General features: G+C 62.2%; 14 protein-coding genes and 2 pseudogenes. 12 read left to right on the top strand and 4 right to left on the bottom strand.

The features are described from left to right. Positions 1 to 11 precede the first annotated feature (11 nt). The 4 genes and pseudogenes from IPK59_05635 to IPK59_05620 form a co-directional block, all read right to left on the bottom strand. Positions 12 to 839 carry a class I SAM-dependent methyltransferase gene (locus tag IPK59_05635; protein ID MBK8158270.1) on the bottom strand — a complete coding sequence of 276 codons (828 nt, stop codon included), beginning with the start codon at positions 837 to 839 and terminating at the stop codon, positions 12 to 14. Positions 840 to 854: 15 nt separating this feature from the next. Then, positions 855 to 2,300, bottom strand: coding sequence for a hypothetical protein (locus IPK59_05630; GenBank protein ID MBK8158269.1), 1,446 nt, complete (start codon positions 2,298 to 2,300; stop codon positions 855 to 857). 316 nt (positions 2,301 to 2,616) lie between these two features. Beyond that, positions 2,617 to 3,616, bottom strand: a pseudogene (pseB, locus tag IPK59_05625) (UDP-N-acetylglucosamine 4,6-dehydratase (inverting)). Positions 3,617 to 3,744: 128 nt separating this feature from the next. Next, a complete protein-coding gene (locus IPK59_05620; GenBank protein ID MBK8158268.1) occupies positions 3,745 to 4,944 on the bottom strand; it encodes an acyl-CoA dehydrogenase in 1,200 nt (399 codons plus the stop codon). Positions 4,945 to 5,112: 168 nt separating this feature from the next. Here IPK59_05620 and IPK59_05615 point away from each other — a divergent pair, with 168 nt between their 5' ends. The 12 genes and pseudogenes from IPK59_05615 to ribD all read left to right on the top strand — a co-directional run bounded on the left by IPK59_05615 (position 5,113) and on the right by ribD (position 16,217). Further along, positions 5,113 to 5,328: a hypothetical protein gene (locus IPK59_05615; GenBank protein MBK8158267.1), complete on the top strand. Its 216-nt coding sequence runs from the start codon at positions 5,113 to 5,115 to the stop codon at positions 5,326 to 5,328. Positions 5,329 to 5,578: 250 nt separating this feature from the next. After that, positions 5,579 to 6,541 carry a branched-chain amino acid ABC transporter permease LivH gene (locus tag IPK59_05610; protein ID MBK8158266.1) on the top strand — a complete coding sequence of 321 codons (963 nt, stop codon included), beginning with the start codon at positions 5,579 to 5,581 and terminating at the stop codon, positions 6,539 to 6,541. A 14-nt stretch (positions 6,542 to 6,555) separates the two neighbouring features. Beyond that, positions 6,556 to 8,076, top strand: a pseudogene (livM, locus tag IPK59_05605) (high-affinity branched-chain amino acid ABC transporter permease LivM). Positions 8,077 to 8,128: 52 nt separating this feature from the next. Continuing rightward, positions 8,129 to 8,959 carry an ABC transporter ATP-binding protein gene (locus IPK59_05600; GenBank protein MBK8158265.1) on the top strand — a complete coding sequence of 277 codons (831 nt, stop codon included), beginning with the start codon at positions 8,129 to 8,131 and terminating at the stop codon, positions 8,957 to 8,959. An 8-nt stretch (positions 8,960 to 8,967) separates the two neighbouring features. After that, positions 8,968 to 9,678 (top strand): ABC transporter ATP-binding protein, encoded by a 711-nt coding sequence (locus IPK59_05595; protein ID MBK8158264.1) that lies wholly within the window; start codon positions 8,968 to 8,970, stop codon positions 9,676 to 9,678. A 13-nt stretch (positions 9,679 to 9,691) separates the two neighbouring features. Continuing rightward, positions 9,692 to 10,021, top strand: a complete 330-nt coding sequence (locus IPK59_05590; GenBank protein ID MBK8158263.1) for a hypothetical protein — start codon at positions 9,692 to 9,694, stop codon at positions 10,019 to 10,021. Positions 10,022 to 10,172: 151 nt separating this feature from the next. Beyond that, complete coding sequence (locus tag IPK59_05585; protein ID MBK8158262.1) at positions 10,173 to 11,309, top strand: branched-chain amino acid ABC transporter substrate-binding protein; 1,137 nt, start codon at positions 10,173 to 10,175, stop codon at positions 11,307 to 11,309. A gap of 160 nt (positions 11,310 to 11,469) precedes the next feature. Continuing rightward, a complete protein-coding gene (locus IPK59_05580; protein MBK8158261.1) occupies positions 11,470 to 12,687 on the top strand; it encodes a branched-chain amino acid ABC transporter substrate-binding protein in 1,218 nt (405 codons plus the stop codon). Positions 12,688 to 12,823: 136 nt separating this feature from the next. Further along, positions 12,824 to 13,255, top strand: coding sequence for a ribose 5-phosphate isomerase B (gene rpiB, locus IPK59_05575; GenBank protein ID MBK8158260.1), 432 nt, complete (start codon positions 12,824 to 12,826; stop codon positions 13,253 to 13,255). Positions 13,256 to 13,315: 60 nt separating this feature from the next. Continuing rightward, complete coding sequence (locus IPK59_05570; protein MBK8158259.1) at positions 13,316 to 14,620, top strand: serine hydroxymethyltransferase; 1,305 nt, start codon at positions 13,316 to 13,318, stop codon at positions 14,618 to 14,620. A gap of 27 nt (positions 14,621 to 14,647) precedes the next feature. Beyond that, positions 14,648 to 15,106, top strand: coding sequence for a transcriptional repressor NrdR (gene nrdR / locus IPK59_05565; GenBank protein MBK8158258.1), 459 nt, complete (start codon positions 14,648 to 14,650; stop codon positions 15,104 to 15,106). A 28-nt stretch (positions 15,107 to 15,134) separates the two neighbouring features. Further along, positions 15,135 to 16,217 carry a bifunctional diaminohydroxyphosphoribosylaminopyrimidine deaminase/5-amino-6-(5-phosphoribosylamino)uracil reductase RibD gene (ribD, locus tag IPK59_05560; protein MBK8158257.1) on the top strand — a complete coding sequence of 361 codons (1,083 nt, stop codon included), beginning with the start codon at positions 15,135 to 15,137 and terminating at the stop codon, positions 16,215 to 16,217. The last annotated feature ends 20 nt before the right edge of the window (positions 16,218 to 16,237 follow it).

The raw sequence follows: 16,237 nt of genomic DNA, 5'->3' as shown, positions 1-16,237 counted from the left end.
GTCAGTCCGCCTCAGGTCCGCGCGGGCTTTTGGCACAGGACCAGGCGATTCTGCCCGATCGGCCCAAGATCGAGGTCGAGCGATCCCGTCAGGTCGATATTCAGCTTGGCCGAGGCCTCGATCAGCGGATGATCGTAATCGACAATGCCGCCATTGGTCATCGGCAGCAGGACATAAAGCAACAGGTCATGCAGCGTGCTGATATACTGGGTTGCAACGACCTGCAGGCCAAGTTCGTCGGCCAGCGCCTCAAACCGTCCGTCCGCGACGAAAGTATTGAAACTGTCGATGGGACGATCCTGGAGACCTTGAGCCACGCGCAGGCTGTTTTGCCGGGCACGGGCCTCGGACGAATTCTCGATCGTTGCCAGGTAGCCTTGCGGTCCGAGCAGCGCAGCCATCAACCGAAAGGCCTTCTGCTGCAGGTCCCAGCTGTTGAGATTGATCAGGCAGCGATCTGTGAAAACGAGATCGAAAGGACCGCTAACATTGTCGAGCTCGACCGCGTTGCCGACCAGATAGGACAGCCGGGCGGCATCGATGCCGTCTTCTGCCTGGCGAAGCCTGGCAGCGTCGATCATTTCGGGAATGTAGTCGAGGCCGGTCACATGGCAGTCGGGAAAGTTTTGCGCGACCCAACTGCAATTGAATCCGTTGCCGCAGCCGACCTCGAGAATCCGCAGCGGTCTGCCAAGTTCAGTCCGTGCCCGCGCAACAACCCGGCCGATAGCGGCAATCTCGATCATCTTCGCGGTACGCCCCTTGGTGGTGGCGCGCAGATCCTTGCCGTATGAACGGGCCCAGTTCTGCCAATGCTGCTGAATGTCCTGGAGGTTCATTTTGGTGGACGCGCCCTAGGCGAATTTGCTGCGCACAAATTGCTGCAGACGTGTTGGCATGCTGACATTCTTTTGCGTCAGCAGCGCCACTTTGGATCCGCAGGAATAGATGCTTGGGTTGACATTGATGCCGAGCGCCCCGGCGATTCGGCGCAGCCGCTCCATGATCATTTCGTGGTCGAAATCCGGGAACAGCGTGCCACGCACGTTCTTGTCCTTGAGACTCCATTGGTAGTTCCAGGTGGGGCGCCAATCGCTGACCGAATCGTTTGCCGTGGTCGGTGGTGCTGCGTGCGCTGCCAGCAGGTTGTCGAGGGCATCCATGATTGTCTGGGCGCCCATTCGATCGGGATCAAAGCTCATGCTGGCGACAAAGGCCGCGCGCATCTCGTCGGTATAGGCAAGCGCTGGCTTGCCGGCTACGTGGTCGAGCAGCATCGCAACTGCCTGGTCTACTGAATGCGCCACCGGATTGACGCGATTGGCGACATAGCGGCTGACGACCGGACTTTCGGTCGCCATGACGCACAGTGCCGGGTGATCGAGTGCTATGGCCTCGACGCCAGTCGTGCAATTTGTCTGTATGAGAGCTTCGGATGCCAGGATCCAGGGAATGGACGCGCCTTCGCGCACTACCGAAAGGCGCGGTGCGCCCTTGAAGTGATTGAGCCAGGTGTCGATCCGCTCGCTGGGATGCGGCCGCAGGACGATCGACATGTCGGGCAGGCGCTCAAGCAATTGCTGGATGATGCCGACGACCGCGCGGTGGTTGTCGCCTTCCATGATCAGGTAGTTCTCGATGAACGAGCGCGCCGCGGGGTCTGAGAGGTCGAGTTTTCCCTGGCGCGCCTGATCCTGGACCATGAAGTCGACCGGACCCTTTTCAGAGTTGGTCCAGCCGAGATTGGTATTGACCAGGAGAAAACGGCCAAAGCGCTTGCGGATGGCATCGACCTCGGCCTGGTGGATGCTGCGCATGTTCGGGCGCAGCAGGTCCCAGCGCGGATTGATGGTCATATGGATCCGCTCCGCCGCGAAGGGGAAGCGAAGCTTCATCGAACTTGTGTTGACCTCGCCGCCGATGAATATGGCATCGGTGTGCCGCACCGCGTCATCGGCGATCCAGCGCAATTCGTCGGGCTTGGTAACGAGACCGGGAACCTCTTCTTCGATCGCCGCCACGCTGTAGCCGAGTTCCTGGACCCGCATGATCGTGCGGGCGTCGCGCTGGGTCAGGCTCTTGGAAAGATAGATGCCCGGCGGCATGGCTTCGACGTTGCGTTCGATCAGCCATTTCTGACCCAGTACAACCTCGAAACCGCGATTGAGGGCCAGCGCGGCCAGGAGCAGGCGCGAATCAAGTTCCCGGGACGATATTTCCATCGGCAGATACAGCAGGCGCCGCAGGGGCGGCGTCTGGGCGGGCGGGTTGCCCGCGGCTGTTGATGGCGTCTTAAACAAAAGCAATTCCCTTTGTTTTCCAGGCCTTAGTCGCTACCAAGCGATGAAACGTTCAACCCAACAAACCAGTCCGCTAGCATGTTCGACGCCGAATCGGGAATGGCAGCCGAGCCGATCCTGGCAGAAGGCAATCACTCCAGCATGCTTCTTGGCCGAATGCAGCGCGGCTATTTACCGCGAGACGGATGAAGATCGCAATTGCGGAACACGACGTCTTTATTAAAACGGGTTTATTCTATTTAAGATACGTCTAAGGAGAGCGACCGTCGGCTTGGCATTGGCCCCTTAGCGCAGCCTAATTTGCGCGGCCGGTCCGCTAGATCATCTTCTTGAGGGACGCGGCGTCGAGCCATTGGGTGTTGATGTCGCTGGCGAAGCGGAAGCCCTCTGCCACCTTTGGGGCGCCATCCTGGGCAAAGGAACGACGGGTCCAATAACTGAACACCGGCTCGATCACAGCGATCCTTGAGCTCAATCGTGGAGCGGCTGTCATCCTCGGTGATCATCACCTCGTGCAGCTTCTCGCCGGGGCGGATGCCGATGATGGTGTGGGGCAGGCCGGGCGCCAGGCAGTTGGCAAGCTCGGTCACCTTCATCGAGGGAATCTTCGGGACGAAGATCTCGCCGCCGCGCATGATCTCCATGCTGGACAGCACGAAAGCCACACCCTGGTCGAGGGTGATCCAGAAGCGGGTCATGCGGTCATCGGTGATGGGAATCGATTTGGCGCCCTTGGCGACCAGTTCCTGGATCACCGGCACGATCGAGCCGCGCGAGCCGATGACGTTGCCGTAGCGCACGACCGAGAAAATGGGGTCATGGCCGCCGGAGAGCGCATTGGCGGCGATGAAGATCTTGTCGGAGGCGAGCTTCGAGGCGCCGTAGAGATTGACCGGGTTGGCGGCCTTGTCGGTCGAAAGCGCCACGACCCGCTTCACCTTGTTCTTGATCGCCGCCTGCACCACGTTCTCGGCGCCGATCACATTGGTGTGGATGCATTCGAACGGGTTGTATTCAGCAGCCGGCACCTGCTTCAAGGCGGCGGCATGAATGATGTAGTCGACATCCCGCGTCGCCATCTCGAGCCGCTGCCCGTCGCGCACATCGCCGATGAAATAGCGCAGGCAGGGATACTTCTCCTGGCTGAGGTCCTGCTGCATCTCCCACTGCTTCAATTCGTCGCGCGAGAAGATGATGAGGCGCTTCGGCTTCCAATCCTTGAGCACGCGCTTGATGAACGCCTTGCCGAACGAGCCCGTCCCACCCGTCACCAGGATCGATTTCCCGTTCAGATCGGGAAGTGCCGTCTCAAACATGTCGAAATGCCTCGCCAAAAGAAGTGCTGCTAGGGCCTAACGACCATGTGGAGCCCTGTCAATCGCCGACCGGCCAAAGAAGAAGGGGCGCGACAATGCGCGCCCCTAAAACGGTGATTCTGGCTGATCTATGCGCCGGTAAAGGCCTGAAGCCCGGTCTGGGCCCGGCCCAGGATCAGGGCGTGGACGTCGTGGGTCCCTTCATAGGTGTTCACGGCTTCCAGGTTCATGACGTGGCGGATGACGTGGAACTCGTCGGAGACACCGTTGCCACCGTGCATGTCGCGCGCCATGCGGGCGATGTCGAGCGACTTGCCGCAGGAGTTGCGCTTGATCAGCGAGATTGCTTCCGGCGGGCAGTTGTCGGCGTCCTTCATGCGACCAACCTGCAGGCAAGCCTGCAGCCCCAGGGTGATCTCGGTCTGCATGTCGGCAAGCTTCTTCTGGATGAGCTGGTTCGCGGCCAGCGGCCGGCCGAACTGCTTGCGGTCCATCGTGTATTGCCGTGCTGCGTGCCAGCAGAACTCGGCGGCACCAAGCGCACCCCAGGCGATGCCATAGCGCGCATTGTTGAGGCAGCCGAAGGGGCCGCCCAGGCCCTTGGCATTGGGCAGCAGGTTCTCGTCCGGCACGAACACATTTTCCATGACGATCTCGCCGGTAACCGAGGCGCGCAAGCTGAACTTGCCCTCGATCTTTGGGGTCGAGAAACCCTTCATGCCGCGCTCCAGGATGAAGCCGCGGATGATATTGTCATCGGTCTTCGCCCAGACCACGGCGATATCGGCGATCGGCGAGTTGGTGATCCACATCTTGGCGCCGGTGACGCTGTAGCCGCCATCGACCTTCTTGGCACGCGTCACCATGCTGCCCGGATCCGACCCATGATCGGGTTCGGTGAGGCCGAAGCAGCCGACCAGTTCGCCGGTCGCGAGCTTGGGCAGGAATTTCTGGCGCTGCTCTTCCGTGCCATAGGCATTGATCGGGTGCATCACCAGGCTGGACTGCACGGACATGGCCGAACGGTAGCCGGAATCGACCCGTTCCACTTCCCGGGCGACGAGGCCGTAGGCGACATAGTTGGTGCCGGCGCAACCATAGCCGTCGATGGTCGAGCCCAGCAGTCCAAGCTCGCCCAACTCGTTCATGATCTCGCGGTCGAAGCGCTCGTGCCGGTTGGCCTGGACAATGCGCGGCATCAGCTTGTCCTGCGCATAGGCGCGGGCGGTATCGCGGACCAGCCGCTCTTCTTCGCTCAACTGGGCGTCGAGGAAGAGGGGATCATCCCATTGGAATTCGGGCTTGGCGGCGGTGCGGGCGGAACTCATGTGGTACTCCGGCTTTTGACAAGATTATAGGCGTTGGCAGCGGATGCTATATCATGTGGACTGGCGGCGCGACAGGCAGCGCGGCGCAGGCCACACATGTCCCACCCGCCCAGCTATCTTGCGGGCGCATGTGAGCCATGCAGGCGTCCCTTGCTATCAGGAGCGGTATTGTCGGACGAAGACTACCTCATCGAGTTTCACCAGGTCGGGTCCTACGTCAAGGTTTCGATCATGGATCCCGTCTCGCTGACCGAGGTCTCGATGGTGGCGCCGGCCAGCATGTCCCAGGGCCAGCTCGCCCAGGCGGCGATCCGCAAGCTGAAATATGTCCTGGCCCGGCGAAATGGCACAGTTGCTGACGGAACGGCAGGCGAACGCAAATAACACCTTGTCCGCCCGGAATTGTCACGATAGGTTCCGCAGCAATGACGAGCTGCACGCCGACAGGCCGGAAACGGCCTGCGAGAAGCGGCCGGAATGGGGGCCTTTCGTTTGATGTGACGTCCATGGCAGGGAAGATCTTCCTCGTCATGCGGCAGCAGCATTCCTCTTCCGATCGCGGCGCTCTGCGGCTCTTGGGATTGGCCGACGCATCACCGGTGCAAGGCCATGGGAGAAGGGGATAACGCCAGAGATGGAATGGTTTCTATCTTTATCGCCGCTGCTGGATGAGAAATTCCCACCCTTCGTGCAGCAGCTGATCAACGGGCTGACACTTGGTTCCATCTACGGCCTGATCGCCATCGGTTACACGATGGTTTACGGCATCATCGGCATGGTCAACTTTGCCCATGGCGACGTCTATATGATCGGCGCCTTCCAGGCGATGATCGTGCTGCTGCTGTGCGGCACTTTGGGCATCTCCTGGGTACCGCTGCAATTGCTGATCATGCTGGTGGTGGCCATCGTCCTCACCGCGGCTTATGGATGGACGGTCGAACGGATCGCCTATCGACCCTTGCGCGGTGCGCCGCGCCTTGCTCCCCTCATCTCCGCCATCGGCATGTCGATCGTGCTGCAGAACTATGTGCAGCTCCTGCAAGGTCCGCGCCCCAAGCCGGTCGAACCTGTCATCCAGGGTGGTTTCAAGCTGATGAGCCGGTCCGACGGCACCTTCGTGGTCCAGCTCGGCTACATGCAGATCATCATCTTCCTGATCACCGTCGCCTTGATGGCGGGGTTTGCGCTGATGATCTCGCGCACCACGCTGGGGCGCGCGCAGCGGGCCTGCGAGCAGGACATGAAGATGGCCTCACTGCTGGGCGTCAATGTCGACCGCACCATCTCGCTCACCTTCGTGATGGGCGCCGGCCTCGCCGCCGTGGCCGGCATGATGGTGACGCTCTATTGGGGCAACAACGATTTCTACATGGGCTTCATCGCCGGCATCAAAGCCTTCACGGCGGCGGTCCTGGGTGGCATCGGGTCGCTGCCCGGCGCCATGCTGGGCGGCATTCTCATCGGCCTCATCGAGGCTCTCTGGTCCAATTATTTCTCGGCCGAATACAAGGATGTGGCGGCGTTTGGGGTTCTGATTCTTGTGCTGATCTTCCGGCCCACGGGTCTGCTGGGGCGGCCTGAAGTGGAAAAGGTCTGACCGCCATGACTGATATGACGCAAGGCCGTAACGTCCGCGCCGCCGATGCAGGGCCAGCCGAACCCAACCCGTATGTCGAATCTCTCAAGGAAGCGCTCTTCACCGCTGTCCTTGTGTTCCTGCTGGGCTTCCTGATGGTCGGCTACCAGACCGAGGTGCTGCAGGGCAAGCAGATGAGCTACGTCACGCGCTATGCCGACGTCGCCTGGGCAGTGGTCCTGATGTCGGCCGGCCGCTTCCTGCTCACCCTCACGCGGTTCGACCGGACCTTGCCGGCCCTCATCCTGGGTGGACTCGCCTGTCTCTATCTGTTCGGCGCCGGTGTAATCGGTGTCCTTGAACTGCCGATCTATGAAACGCTGTTCGTAACCCCGGATCCCTTGCAGCCGGACATCCTGCCCTTCGAACAGCCGATGGTGAACGTCATCTTCGGCCTCGGCGCCTTGTTCATCTTTGCGTCGTCGGTGCGGACCCGTCGCCGCAAGACGGTGGGTGGCCAGACGATCGAGGTGCGTGAAGCCGCGGAGGCGCGCCAGGCCAGCTTTGCCCGCAACATTTCGGGCGTTCTTGGCCCGATCCTCATCATCCTCGCTTTGGTCATTCCGATGACGCCATGGGGTGACCGTCAGCTGGTCGACAGTCTGGTGCTGGTGATGACCTATGTCATGCTGGGCTGGGGCCTCAACATCGTGGTCGGTCTTGCCGGCCTGCTGGACCTCGGCTACGTCGCCTTCTACGCGGTCGGTGCCTATACCTATGGCAAGCTCTCGACCACGCTTGGCCTCAATTTCTGGGAGAGCTTGCCCCTGGCCGGCGCCATGGCGGCGACCTTCGGCCTTGTGCTCGGTTTTCCGGTGCTGCGCCTGCGCGGTGACTACCTCGCCATCGTGACCCTTGGCTTCGGCGAGATCATCCGTCTCGTCCTGGTCAACTGGCAAGCCTTTACCGGCGGCCCCAACGGCATCGGCAACATCGCCAAGATCGACTTCTTCGGCATTCCCTTCGAACGCAATCCGGCCGAGGGTACGCTGGCCTTTCATACGCTGTTCGGACTGGAGTTCAGCACCACCCAGCGCGTCGTGTTCCTCTACTACGTCATTATCGGCCTGGCGCTCATCACCAACTTCGTCACCATTCGCTTGCGCAAGATGCCGATCGGCCGTGCCTGGGAAGCCTTGCGTGAGGACGAGACCGCGTGTCGCGCCCTCGGCATCAATCCCACCAACACCAAGCTGACCGCCTTCGCGATCGGCGCCATGTTCGGCGGCTTCGCCGGCTCGTTCTTCGCCACCCGCCAGGGCTTCATCAGCCCGGAGCGCTTCAACTTCCTCGAATCCGCGATCATCCTGGCGATCGTCGTGCTCGGCGGCATGGGCAGCCAGGTCGGTGTCGCCCTGGCGGCTATTCTGCTCATCGGCCTACCCGAGGTGCTGCGCGAACTGTCGCTCTATCGCATGCTGGTCTTTGGCGGCGTCATGGTTCTCATCATGCTGCTGCGGCCCAAGGGCCTGCTCTCCTATCGCGTGCCCACCATCCTCTACAAGGATCGCAAGAAAAAGAGTTGGCCTCGACGCCGGGAGCGGCGCAATGACCGCGGCGGCCACGACCCATCTTGCCGACAACACCTTGCTGGAGGTGGAGCGGCTGACCATGCGCTTTGGCGGCCTCGTCGCGATCAACGACGTCAGCTTCTCGGCGAGGTCGCGCGAGATCACCGGTGTCATCGGCCCCAATGGTGCCGGCAAGACCACCGTGTTCAACTGCATCACCGGCTTCTACAAGCCGACCGTCGGCCGCATCGCGCTGCGCAATGCGCATGGTGAACCCTTCCTGCTGGAACGGATGGACGGTTTTCGCATCGGGCAGAAAGCCAAGGTCGCCCGTACTTTCCAGAACATCCGCCTCTTCCCCGGCATGTCGGTGCTCGAAAATCTGATGGTGGCGCAGCATAACAAGCTGATGCACGCCTCGGGTTGGACCGTGCTGGGCCTTCTCGGCCTGCCGTCCTTCCGGCGCGCGGAAGCGGCGGCGCGCGACCTTGCCATCGAGTGGCTTGAGCGCGTGAAGCTCACGGCCGTGGCCGACGAACCCGCCGGCAGCCTTCCCTATGGCGACCAGCGGCGGCTTGAGATCGCCCGCGCCATGTGCACCGAGCCGGTCCTCCTCTGCCTCGACGAACCGGCCGCTGGCCTCAATCCGAAGGAATCGGCCGAGCTCAATGCCCTGCTGCTCTCGATCCGCGACGAGTTCGGCATCGGCCTGCTCCTGATCGAACACGATATGAGCGTTGTCATGGGGATTTCCGACCATATTGTCGTGCTGGATTACGGCAGCAAAATTTCAGACGGGTCGCCGCTCGACGTGCGCAACGACCCGGCCGTCATTCGCGCCTATCTCGGTGAAGACGAGAAGGAATAGAATTGGCGATGCTCAAGATCTCAGGCGTTCACACCTTCTACGGTCACATCGAGGCGCTCAAGGGCGTCGACCTCGAAGTCAAACAGGGTGAGATCGTGACCTTGATCGGTGCCAATGGCGCTGGCAAGTCGACCTTGCTGATGACCATCTGCGGCACGCCCCGGGCACTCACCGGGCGTATCATCTTCGAGGGCAAGGACATCGCCCAGATGCCGACCTTCGAGATCATGCGCCTCGGCGTCGCGCAATCGCCGGAAGGGCGCCGCATTTTCCCGCGCATGACTGTGATGGAAAATCTGCGCATGGGCGCTATCACCGGCGACCCGCAGCATTTCAACACCGATCTCGATCGGGTCTTTTCGATTTTCCCGCGCCTCAAGGAACGCGCGGCACAGCGCGGCGGCACTCTGTCGGGTGGCGAGCAGCAGATGCTGGCCATCGGCCGCGCCCTGATGAGCCGGCCGCGTCTGCTGCTGCTCGACGAACCGTCGCTGGGTTTGGCGCCGCTGATCGTCAAGCAGATCTTCAGCATCATCCGCGAGATCAACGAGCAGCAGGGCATGACGGTGTTCCTGGTCGAGCAGAACGCCAACCATGCCTTGAAGCTTGCCCATCGCGGCTATGTGATGGTCAACGGCACCATCACCTTGTCGGGTACCGGAGCCGAGCTCCTGACCAATGCCGAAGTGCGCGCGGCCTACCTTGAAGGCGGCCATTGAGCTGGAGATTGATATGTGGGTTTTCCTGTTCCTCACCGTCTGCATTTTCGGCGGCACCGCCTTTCTCATGGGACAGGCCATCGGCGAGACATGGCGGCCCATGTGGCAGAACGTTCCCTATGGAATCCTGCTGGTGATCGCGAACCGCTATTTTGCCGCGGTCTTGTTCAAGCAGCCGGCCTTTGATGTGCTGGAGATTCTGCTGGATACGATCGTGATCATCGGCATCGCCCTGGTTGCCTACCGGCTGACCCAGGCGCGCAAGATGGTCGCTCAATATCCCTGGATTTATGAACGCACCGGTGTGTTTACCTGGCGCGAGAAGGCCACAACCCAAGGTTAAGTATGACAAACGGCGTGATCCGCCGGATCACGGAGTTTTGCAGTCGGTTAGGATTGACCCGGCTGCCGTTAGGCGAGAAGATGCCGCCAGCTTAACCTGACGGCGGAAGATCGCAGGGGTAAGTGAAACTCAGGCTTTATGCGAGGGATCTATGCTTAAGAATTTGATTGGCTCGACGGCGCTGGCCGCCGTTCTGGCTATTGGCGCGTTTGGCACCGTTTCGGTTGCCAAGGCGGACGACATCACCATCGCGGTTGCCGGTCCGATGACCGGTGAACTGGCCGCTTTCGGCGAACAGCTGAAGCGCGGTGCGGAAAAGGCGGTTGCCGACATCAATGCCAAGGGCGGCGTTCTCGGCAACCAGCTGAAGCTGGAGATCGGTGATGACCAGTGCGATCCGAAGCAGGCCGTGCAGGTCGCTAACGACCTGGTGAAGAAGGGTGTCACCTTCGTCGCCGGTCACTTCTGCTCGGGCTCCTCGATCCCGGCCTCGGCTGTCTATGCTGAAGAAGGCATCGTGCAGATCACCCCGGCTTCGACCAACCCGGCCTTCACCGAAGACATGGCTGCCAAGGGCGTCAACACCGTGTTCCGCACCTGCGGCCGCGACGACGCCCAGGGCGTGTTCGCAGGTCCGTGGCTGGCCAAGACCTATCCCGGCAAGAACGTCGCCATTCTCGACGACAAGTCGGCTTATGGTCAGGGTCTCGCCAATGAAACCGCGAAGAACTTTGAAGCGGCCGGTGGCAAGATCGCGCTCCGCGATACCTACACCGCCAAGGAAAAAGACTTCTCGGCGCTCATCAGCAAGCTGAAGGACGCCAAGATCGACGCCGTCTATATCGGTGGCTACCATAACGACGTGGGCTTGATCGTCCGCCAGGCGCGTGAACAGGGCCTCGAAGCCGCTGTGATCTCGGCTGACGCGCTCAACACCGCTGAGTTCTGGTCGATCTCGGGTCCGGCCGGCGAAGGCCTGCGCTACAGCGACGGCGCCTCGGCGGTCAATCTCGACTCCGCCAAGGACGTGGTTGCGGCGTTCCGCGCCGACAATTACGAACCGGAAGGCTACACGCTGAACAGCTATGCCGCGATCCAGGCTTGGGCTGCGGCGGTGACGGCGGCTGGCGACACCGATGGTGCCAAGGTTGCGGCAGCGCTGCGCGCTGCTCCGATCCCGACCGCGATCGGCGACCTGACCTTCGATGCCAAGGGCGACCTGACCAAGGTCAACTACGCCTGGTATGTCTGGCACGATGGCAAGGCCATCCAGGAACCGTTGAACTAAGCCTTCGGTTCTTCGGAACCAAGGGAAGAAGCCCGGGCCCTCGGCCCGGGCTTTTTTGTTTCTGCGATCGCTGCGCCTGCAGATGGTGTTGGGGGCTTGCGCGGCGCGACTGCGCTCAGTAATCGTAGGCGCCCAGGGCGTTTCAATCCGGGGAATATCAATGAGGTCGCGTATCGTGATAGACAGCCGCCTGATCGCCGCTCAGCTTCTGATGGCGCTGCTGCTGACGTCATGTGCCGGCGGCCCAAGCGGTCCCACTCAGGCCGAGAAGGAGGCCGCGGCCGCGCGTTTCGCCACCGAGGTGGCAGCGGCCCAGGCGGCGGCCGAGGAAGCCGGCACAATCCATATCGGTGTCGCCGGCCCGATGACCGGCGACTTCGAAGCTTATGGCATCGATATGCGGCGTGGGGCGGAACTGGCGGTTGCCGATATCAATGCCGCGGGTGGCGTGCTTGGGCGAGAGGTGGTCCTGGAAGTGGCCGATGACCGTTGCGGGATCGAGGATGCTGACGCCGCCGCCAGGGAGCTGGTCAGTCGTGGCGTGGTTTTCGTCGACGGTCATTTCTGCTCGGGCTCCTCTATCCGCGGCGGCAAGATTTATGCGCGTGCCGACGTCCTCCAGATCACGCCATCCTCGACCAACTCATTGCTGACCGACACGGCAGTGCAGGACAAGGTCACGACCTTGCTGCGCGTGGTCGGACGCGATGACATGCAGGGTGATTTCGCCGGTGAGTGGCTGGCAACGTCTCATGCCGGCCAGCCCATTGCCGTCGTCAGTGACAACAGCCTCTACGGCAAGGGCATTGCGGCGCGCCTGCTGGCGAAACTGAAGGAGAAGGGCATTCGGCCAGTGATCGACGGCCAGTTTACGCAAGGCCAGACGAGCTATGCCACGCTGGTCGAGGCATTGAAGAAGTCGGGGACCCGCGTTCTCTATGTGGCGGCCTATCATGATGACATCGGTCGTATCGCCTGGGCCTTGCGGGTGGCGAAGCTGGATATCGAACTGGTCGGCCCCGACGTCCTCAACAACCCGGAGTTCTGGTCCTTCTCGCAGAGCAAGGGGAACGGCGTACGCTTCAGTGATTTCGCCCCAGCCGTCGAGCGGCCGGAAGCGGCCGAGGTGGTCGCGCGCTTTCGGGCGCAGGGTATCGAACCCACCAACTACACCCTCAATGCCTATGCTGCAGTCCGGGTCTTTGCCGCCGGCGCGGAGGCCACCAAGGGCACCGACGCCAAGGCCATTGCGAACTATCTCCGCCAGAACAGCGTCAAGACCATCCTCGGCGAGATCAGCTGGGACGAGAAGGGCGACCTCCGGGAAAGCAACTATATCTGGTATGTCTGGCAGGATGGGCTGATCATGCGCAAATAGCGCGGTCAACCGCTCTCCACGGCATAGTTTGTGGTTGGCGCGGACCCCGGCCCGGCTATATGGTGGTCCCGCCTGAACTCGCCGCGCCCGGCGGGTTCAGGCATCTTGCATATTGGGCCGTCGAGATACCGGGAACATGGCTGAGAAGATCGCGATCGCCAGCGACCATGGCGGGTTTGACCTGAAAACCCAATTGAAGCAGGAGCTTGAACGGCTCGGCTTCGAGCCGCTCGACCTTGGCACCGATGGCCCGGCCTCGGTCGACTATCCTGATTTTGCCGTGAAGATGGCGCAGGCCCTGAAATCGGGTCCGGCGACACGCGGTATCCTCATCTGCGGGTCCGGCATCGGCATTTCGATCGCTGCCAATCGCCACCCCCATATCCGTGCCGCCTTGTGCCACGATCACCTGACCGCCTATCTCGCCCGCTGGCACAACAACGCCAATGTCCTGTGCTTAGGCGGCCGGACGACCGGCGTCGATGTCGCTCGGGACTGCTTGCAGGTGTTTCTTGGGACAGAATTCGAAGGTGGCCGTCACCAAAATCGCGTCGCCAAGCTGGGATAGGTTTGGCGTGAGCCGGCGGCAATCAGAAGCGCCAGGCGATGGCCAGGAAAGGTTAAGAGAATGAACAAAGAGACGAGCAATTATAAGCCGATGCCGGGCTTCTTCGACAAGCCGCTGGCCGAGCAGGACGCGGCGATTTTCGACGCGATCGGCAAGGAATTTCACCGCCAGCAGGACCAGATCGAGCTCATTGCCTCGGAGAACATCGTCTCGCGCGCGGTGCTTGAGGCGCTAGGCTCAGTCCTTACCAACAAATATGCCGAAGGTTATCCGGCCAAGCGCTATTACGGTGGCTGCGAATATGTCGATATCGCCGAATCCCTTGCGATCGACCGTGCCAAGAAGCTCTTCAACTGCAAATTCGCCAACGTCCAGCCGCATTCGGGCGCCCAGGCCAACCAGGGCGTTTTCATGGCGCTGCTGCAACCGGGCGATACCTTCATGGGCCTCAACCTCGCGGCCGGCGGTCACCTGACCCATGGCTCGCCTGCCAACCAGTCGGGCAAGTGGTTCAAAGTCGTGTCCTACACGGTCGATCCCGCGACCCTGCGCATCGACATGGATGAAGTCGAGCGCCTGGCACTGGAAGCCAAGCCGAAGCTGATCCTCGCCGGCGGTTCGGCCTATCCGCGCGTCTGGGACTTCGCCCGCTTCCGCAAGATCGCCGATGCGATTGGCGCGGTGTTCATGGTCGACATGGCCCATTTCGCCGGTCTCGTGGCGGCGGGCGTCCATCCGAGCCCGTTCCCGCACGCCCATGTCGTCACCACAACCACGCACAAGACCTTGCGCGGTCCGCGTGGTGGCATGATCCTGGCCGATGACGAGGAATTGGGTAAGAAGCTCAACTCGGCGATCTTCCCGGGACTGCAAGGCGGTCCGCTCATGCATGTCATCGCAGCCAAGGCCGTGGCCTTCGGCGAGGCGCTGAAGCCGGAATTCAAGGTCTACGCCCAGCAGGTCATCGACAATGCCAAGGTGCTGGCCGAAACCGTCATCGAAGGCGGCCTCGCCATCACGACGGGCGGCACCGACAACCATCTGATGCTGGTCGATCTCCGGCCCAAGAAACTCACCGGCAAGGCGGCCGAGATCAGCCTCGACCATGCCGGCATCACCTGCAACAAGAACGGCATTCCCTACGACACCGAAAAGCCGATGATCACCTCCGGTATCCGTCTCGGTACCCCGGCAGGGACGACGCGCGGCTTCGGCACCGGGGAATTCCGCCTGATTGGTAAACTGATCTGCCGCGTGCTGGATGGGCTCGCGGCGCATCCTGACGACAATTCGGCGACGGAAGCGGCCGTGCGCAAGGAAGTGAAAGCCTTGTGCGCCAAGTTTCCGATCTACCCGAACCGATAGTCGGGGTAAAAGGGGAAGAGGGGAAATATGCGCTGCCCGTTCTGCGGCAATGAAGACACCCAGGTGAAGGATTCGCGGCCGACCGACGACAACGCCGCGATCCGACGCCGCCGCCAATGCGGCAATTGCGGCGCCAGGTTTACGACCTTCGAGCGCGTGCAGCTGCGCGAGCTCGTGGTGGTGAAAAGCAATGGGCAGCGCGAACCCTTTGAACGCGAAAAGCTGATGCGCTCGATGCAGACCTCGCTCCGGAAGCGCCCGGTCGATGCCGAGCGGCTCGAGCGGGTGGTGAACGGCATCGTCCGTCGCCTGGAAAGCTCCGGCGAAAGCGAAGTGCCGACTTCGATGATCGGCGAAGCCGTCATGGACGCCCTGGCCAGCCTCGACAAGGTGGCCTATGTGCGCTTTGCCTCGGTCTATCGCAATTTCCGCGAAGCCAAGGATTTCGAGACCTTCATCGGCAAGCTCGGTGGCGAGAACGACTAACGTCGCCACCGATAGCGACCGTGCCCATATGGGCGCGGCGCTGGGCCTTGCTCGCCGCGGGCTTGGCCGGACCTGGCCAAATCCCAGCGTCGGCTGCGTCCTCGTCGACCCGGATGGCCGCTTGGTCGCGCGCGGCTTTACCCAGCCGGGTGGCAGGCCGCATGCCGAAGCCCAGGCCCTCGACCAAGCGGGCGACAAGGCCCGCGGCGCCACCGCCTATGTCAGCCTCGAACCCTGTGCCCATCACGGCAAGACGCCGCCTTGTGCCGAGGCACTGGTGGCGGCAGGCATCAGGCGCTGTGTCATTGCGACCGGTGACCCCGACCCCCGCGTCGCCGGTGGCGGCATCGCCATCCTCAAAGCCGCCGGGATCGAGATCCTGGAGAGTGTCCTGGAAGAGGAAGCGCGGGAGCTCAATGCTGGCTTCTTCACCCGGATCGCCCTGGGCCGGCCGCTTGTCACCCTGAAACTCGCCACCTCCCTGGACGGCAAGATCGCCACCCTGTCGGGGGAAAGCAAATGGATCACCGGCCCTTCCGCCCGCGCAATCGGCCACCTGCTGCGGGCGACCCATGACGCGATCCTGGTGGGATCCGGCACCGCCTTGGCCGACGACCCGGAACTCACCTGCCGCCTCCCCGGTTTGGACGAGCGTTCGCCGGTCCGTATCGTCCTCGACAGTCGGTTGCGCCTGCCGCTGTCGGCCGGGCTGGTCGCCAACCAGACCCGCCATCCGACTTGGCTGGTGACCGGGGCCGACCACGCGCCCGAGAAACTGGCGCCCTATCGCGAGGCCGGCGTCACCCTCATCCAGCTGCCGACGGGCAAGTCCGGGCGGGTCGACCTTGCGGCCGTTCTCAAGGTTCTGGGTGAGCGGGGCCTCACCCGCCTGCTGGTCGAGGGCGGTGCCAATCTCGCTACCAGTCTGCTGGCAGCCGATCTCGTCGACCGCCTCGCCTGGTTCCAGGCGCCCCTTGTGATCGGCGATGACGGCATGGCTGGTATCGGCGAACTGGGCAGGGCGCAGCTTGACCGGGCCCAGCGTTTTGCGCTTCTGTCCGAGCAACGGGCCGGGCCGGATGGCGTCGCCTTTTATCGCCGCAGCACCTGAGCTTCGAGATTCGGTTGATC

This window comes from Rhodospirillaceae bacterium (genome assembly GCA_016712715.1).
Classification (GTDB): Bacteria; Pseudomonadota; Alphaproteobacteria; order Dongiales; family Dongiaceae; genus Dongia.
The sequence above is the reverse complement of the archived record's forward strand: the minus strand, read 5'-3'. Positions and strand labels throughout refer to the sequence as shown.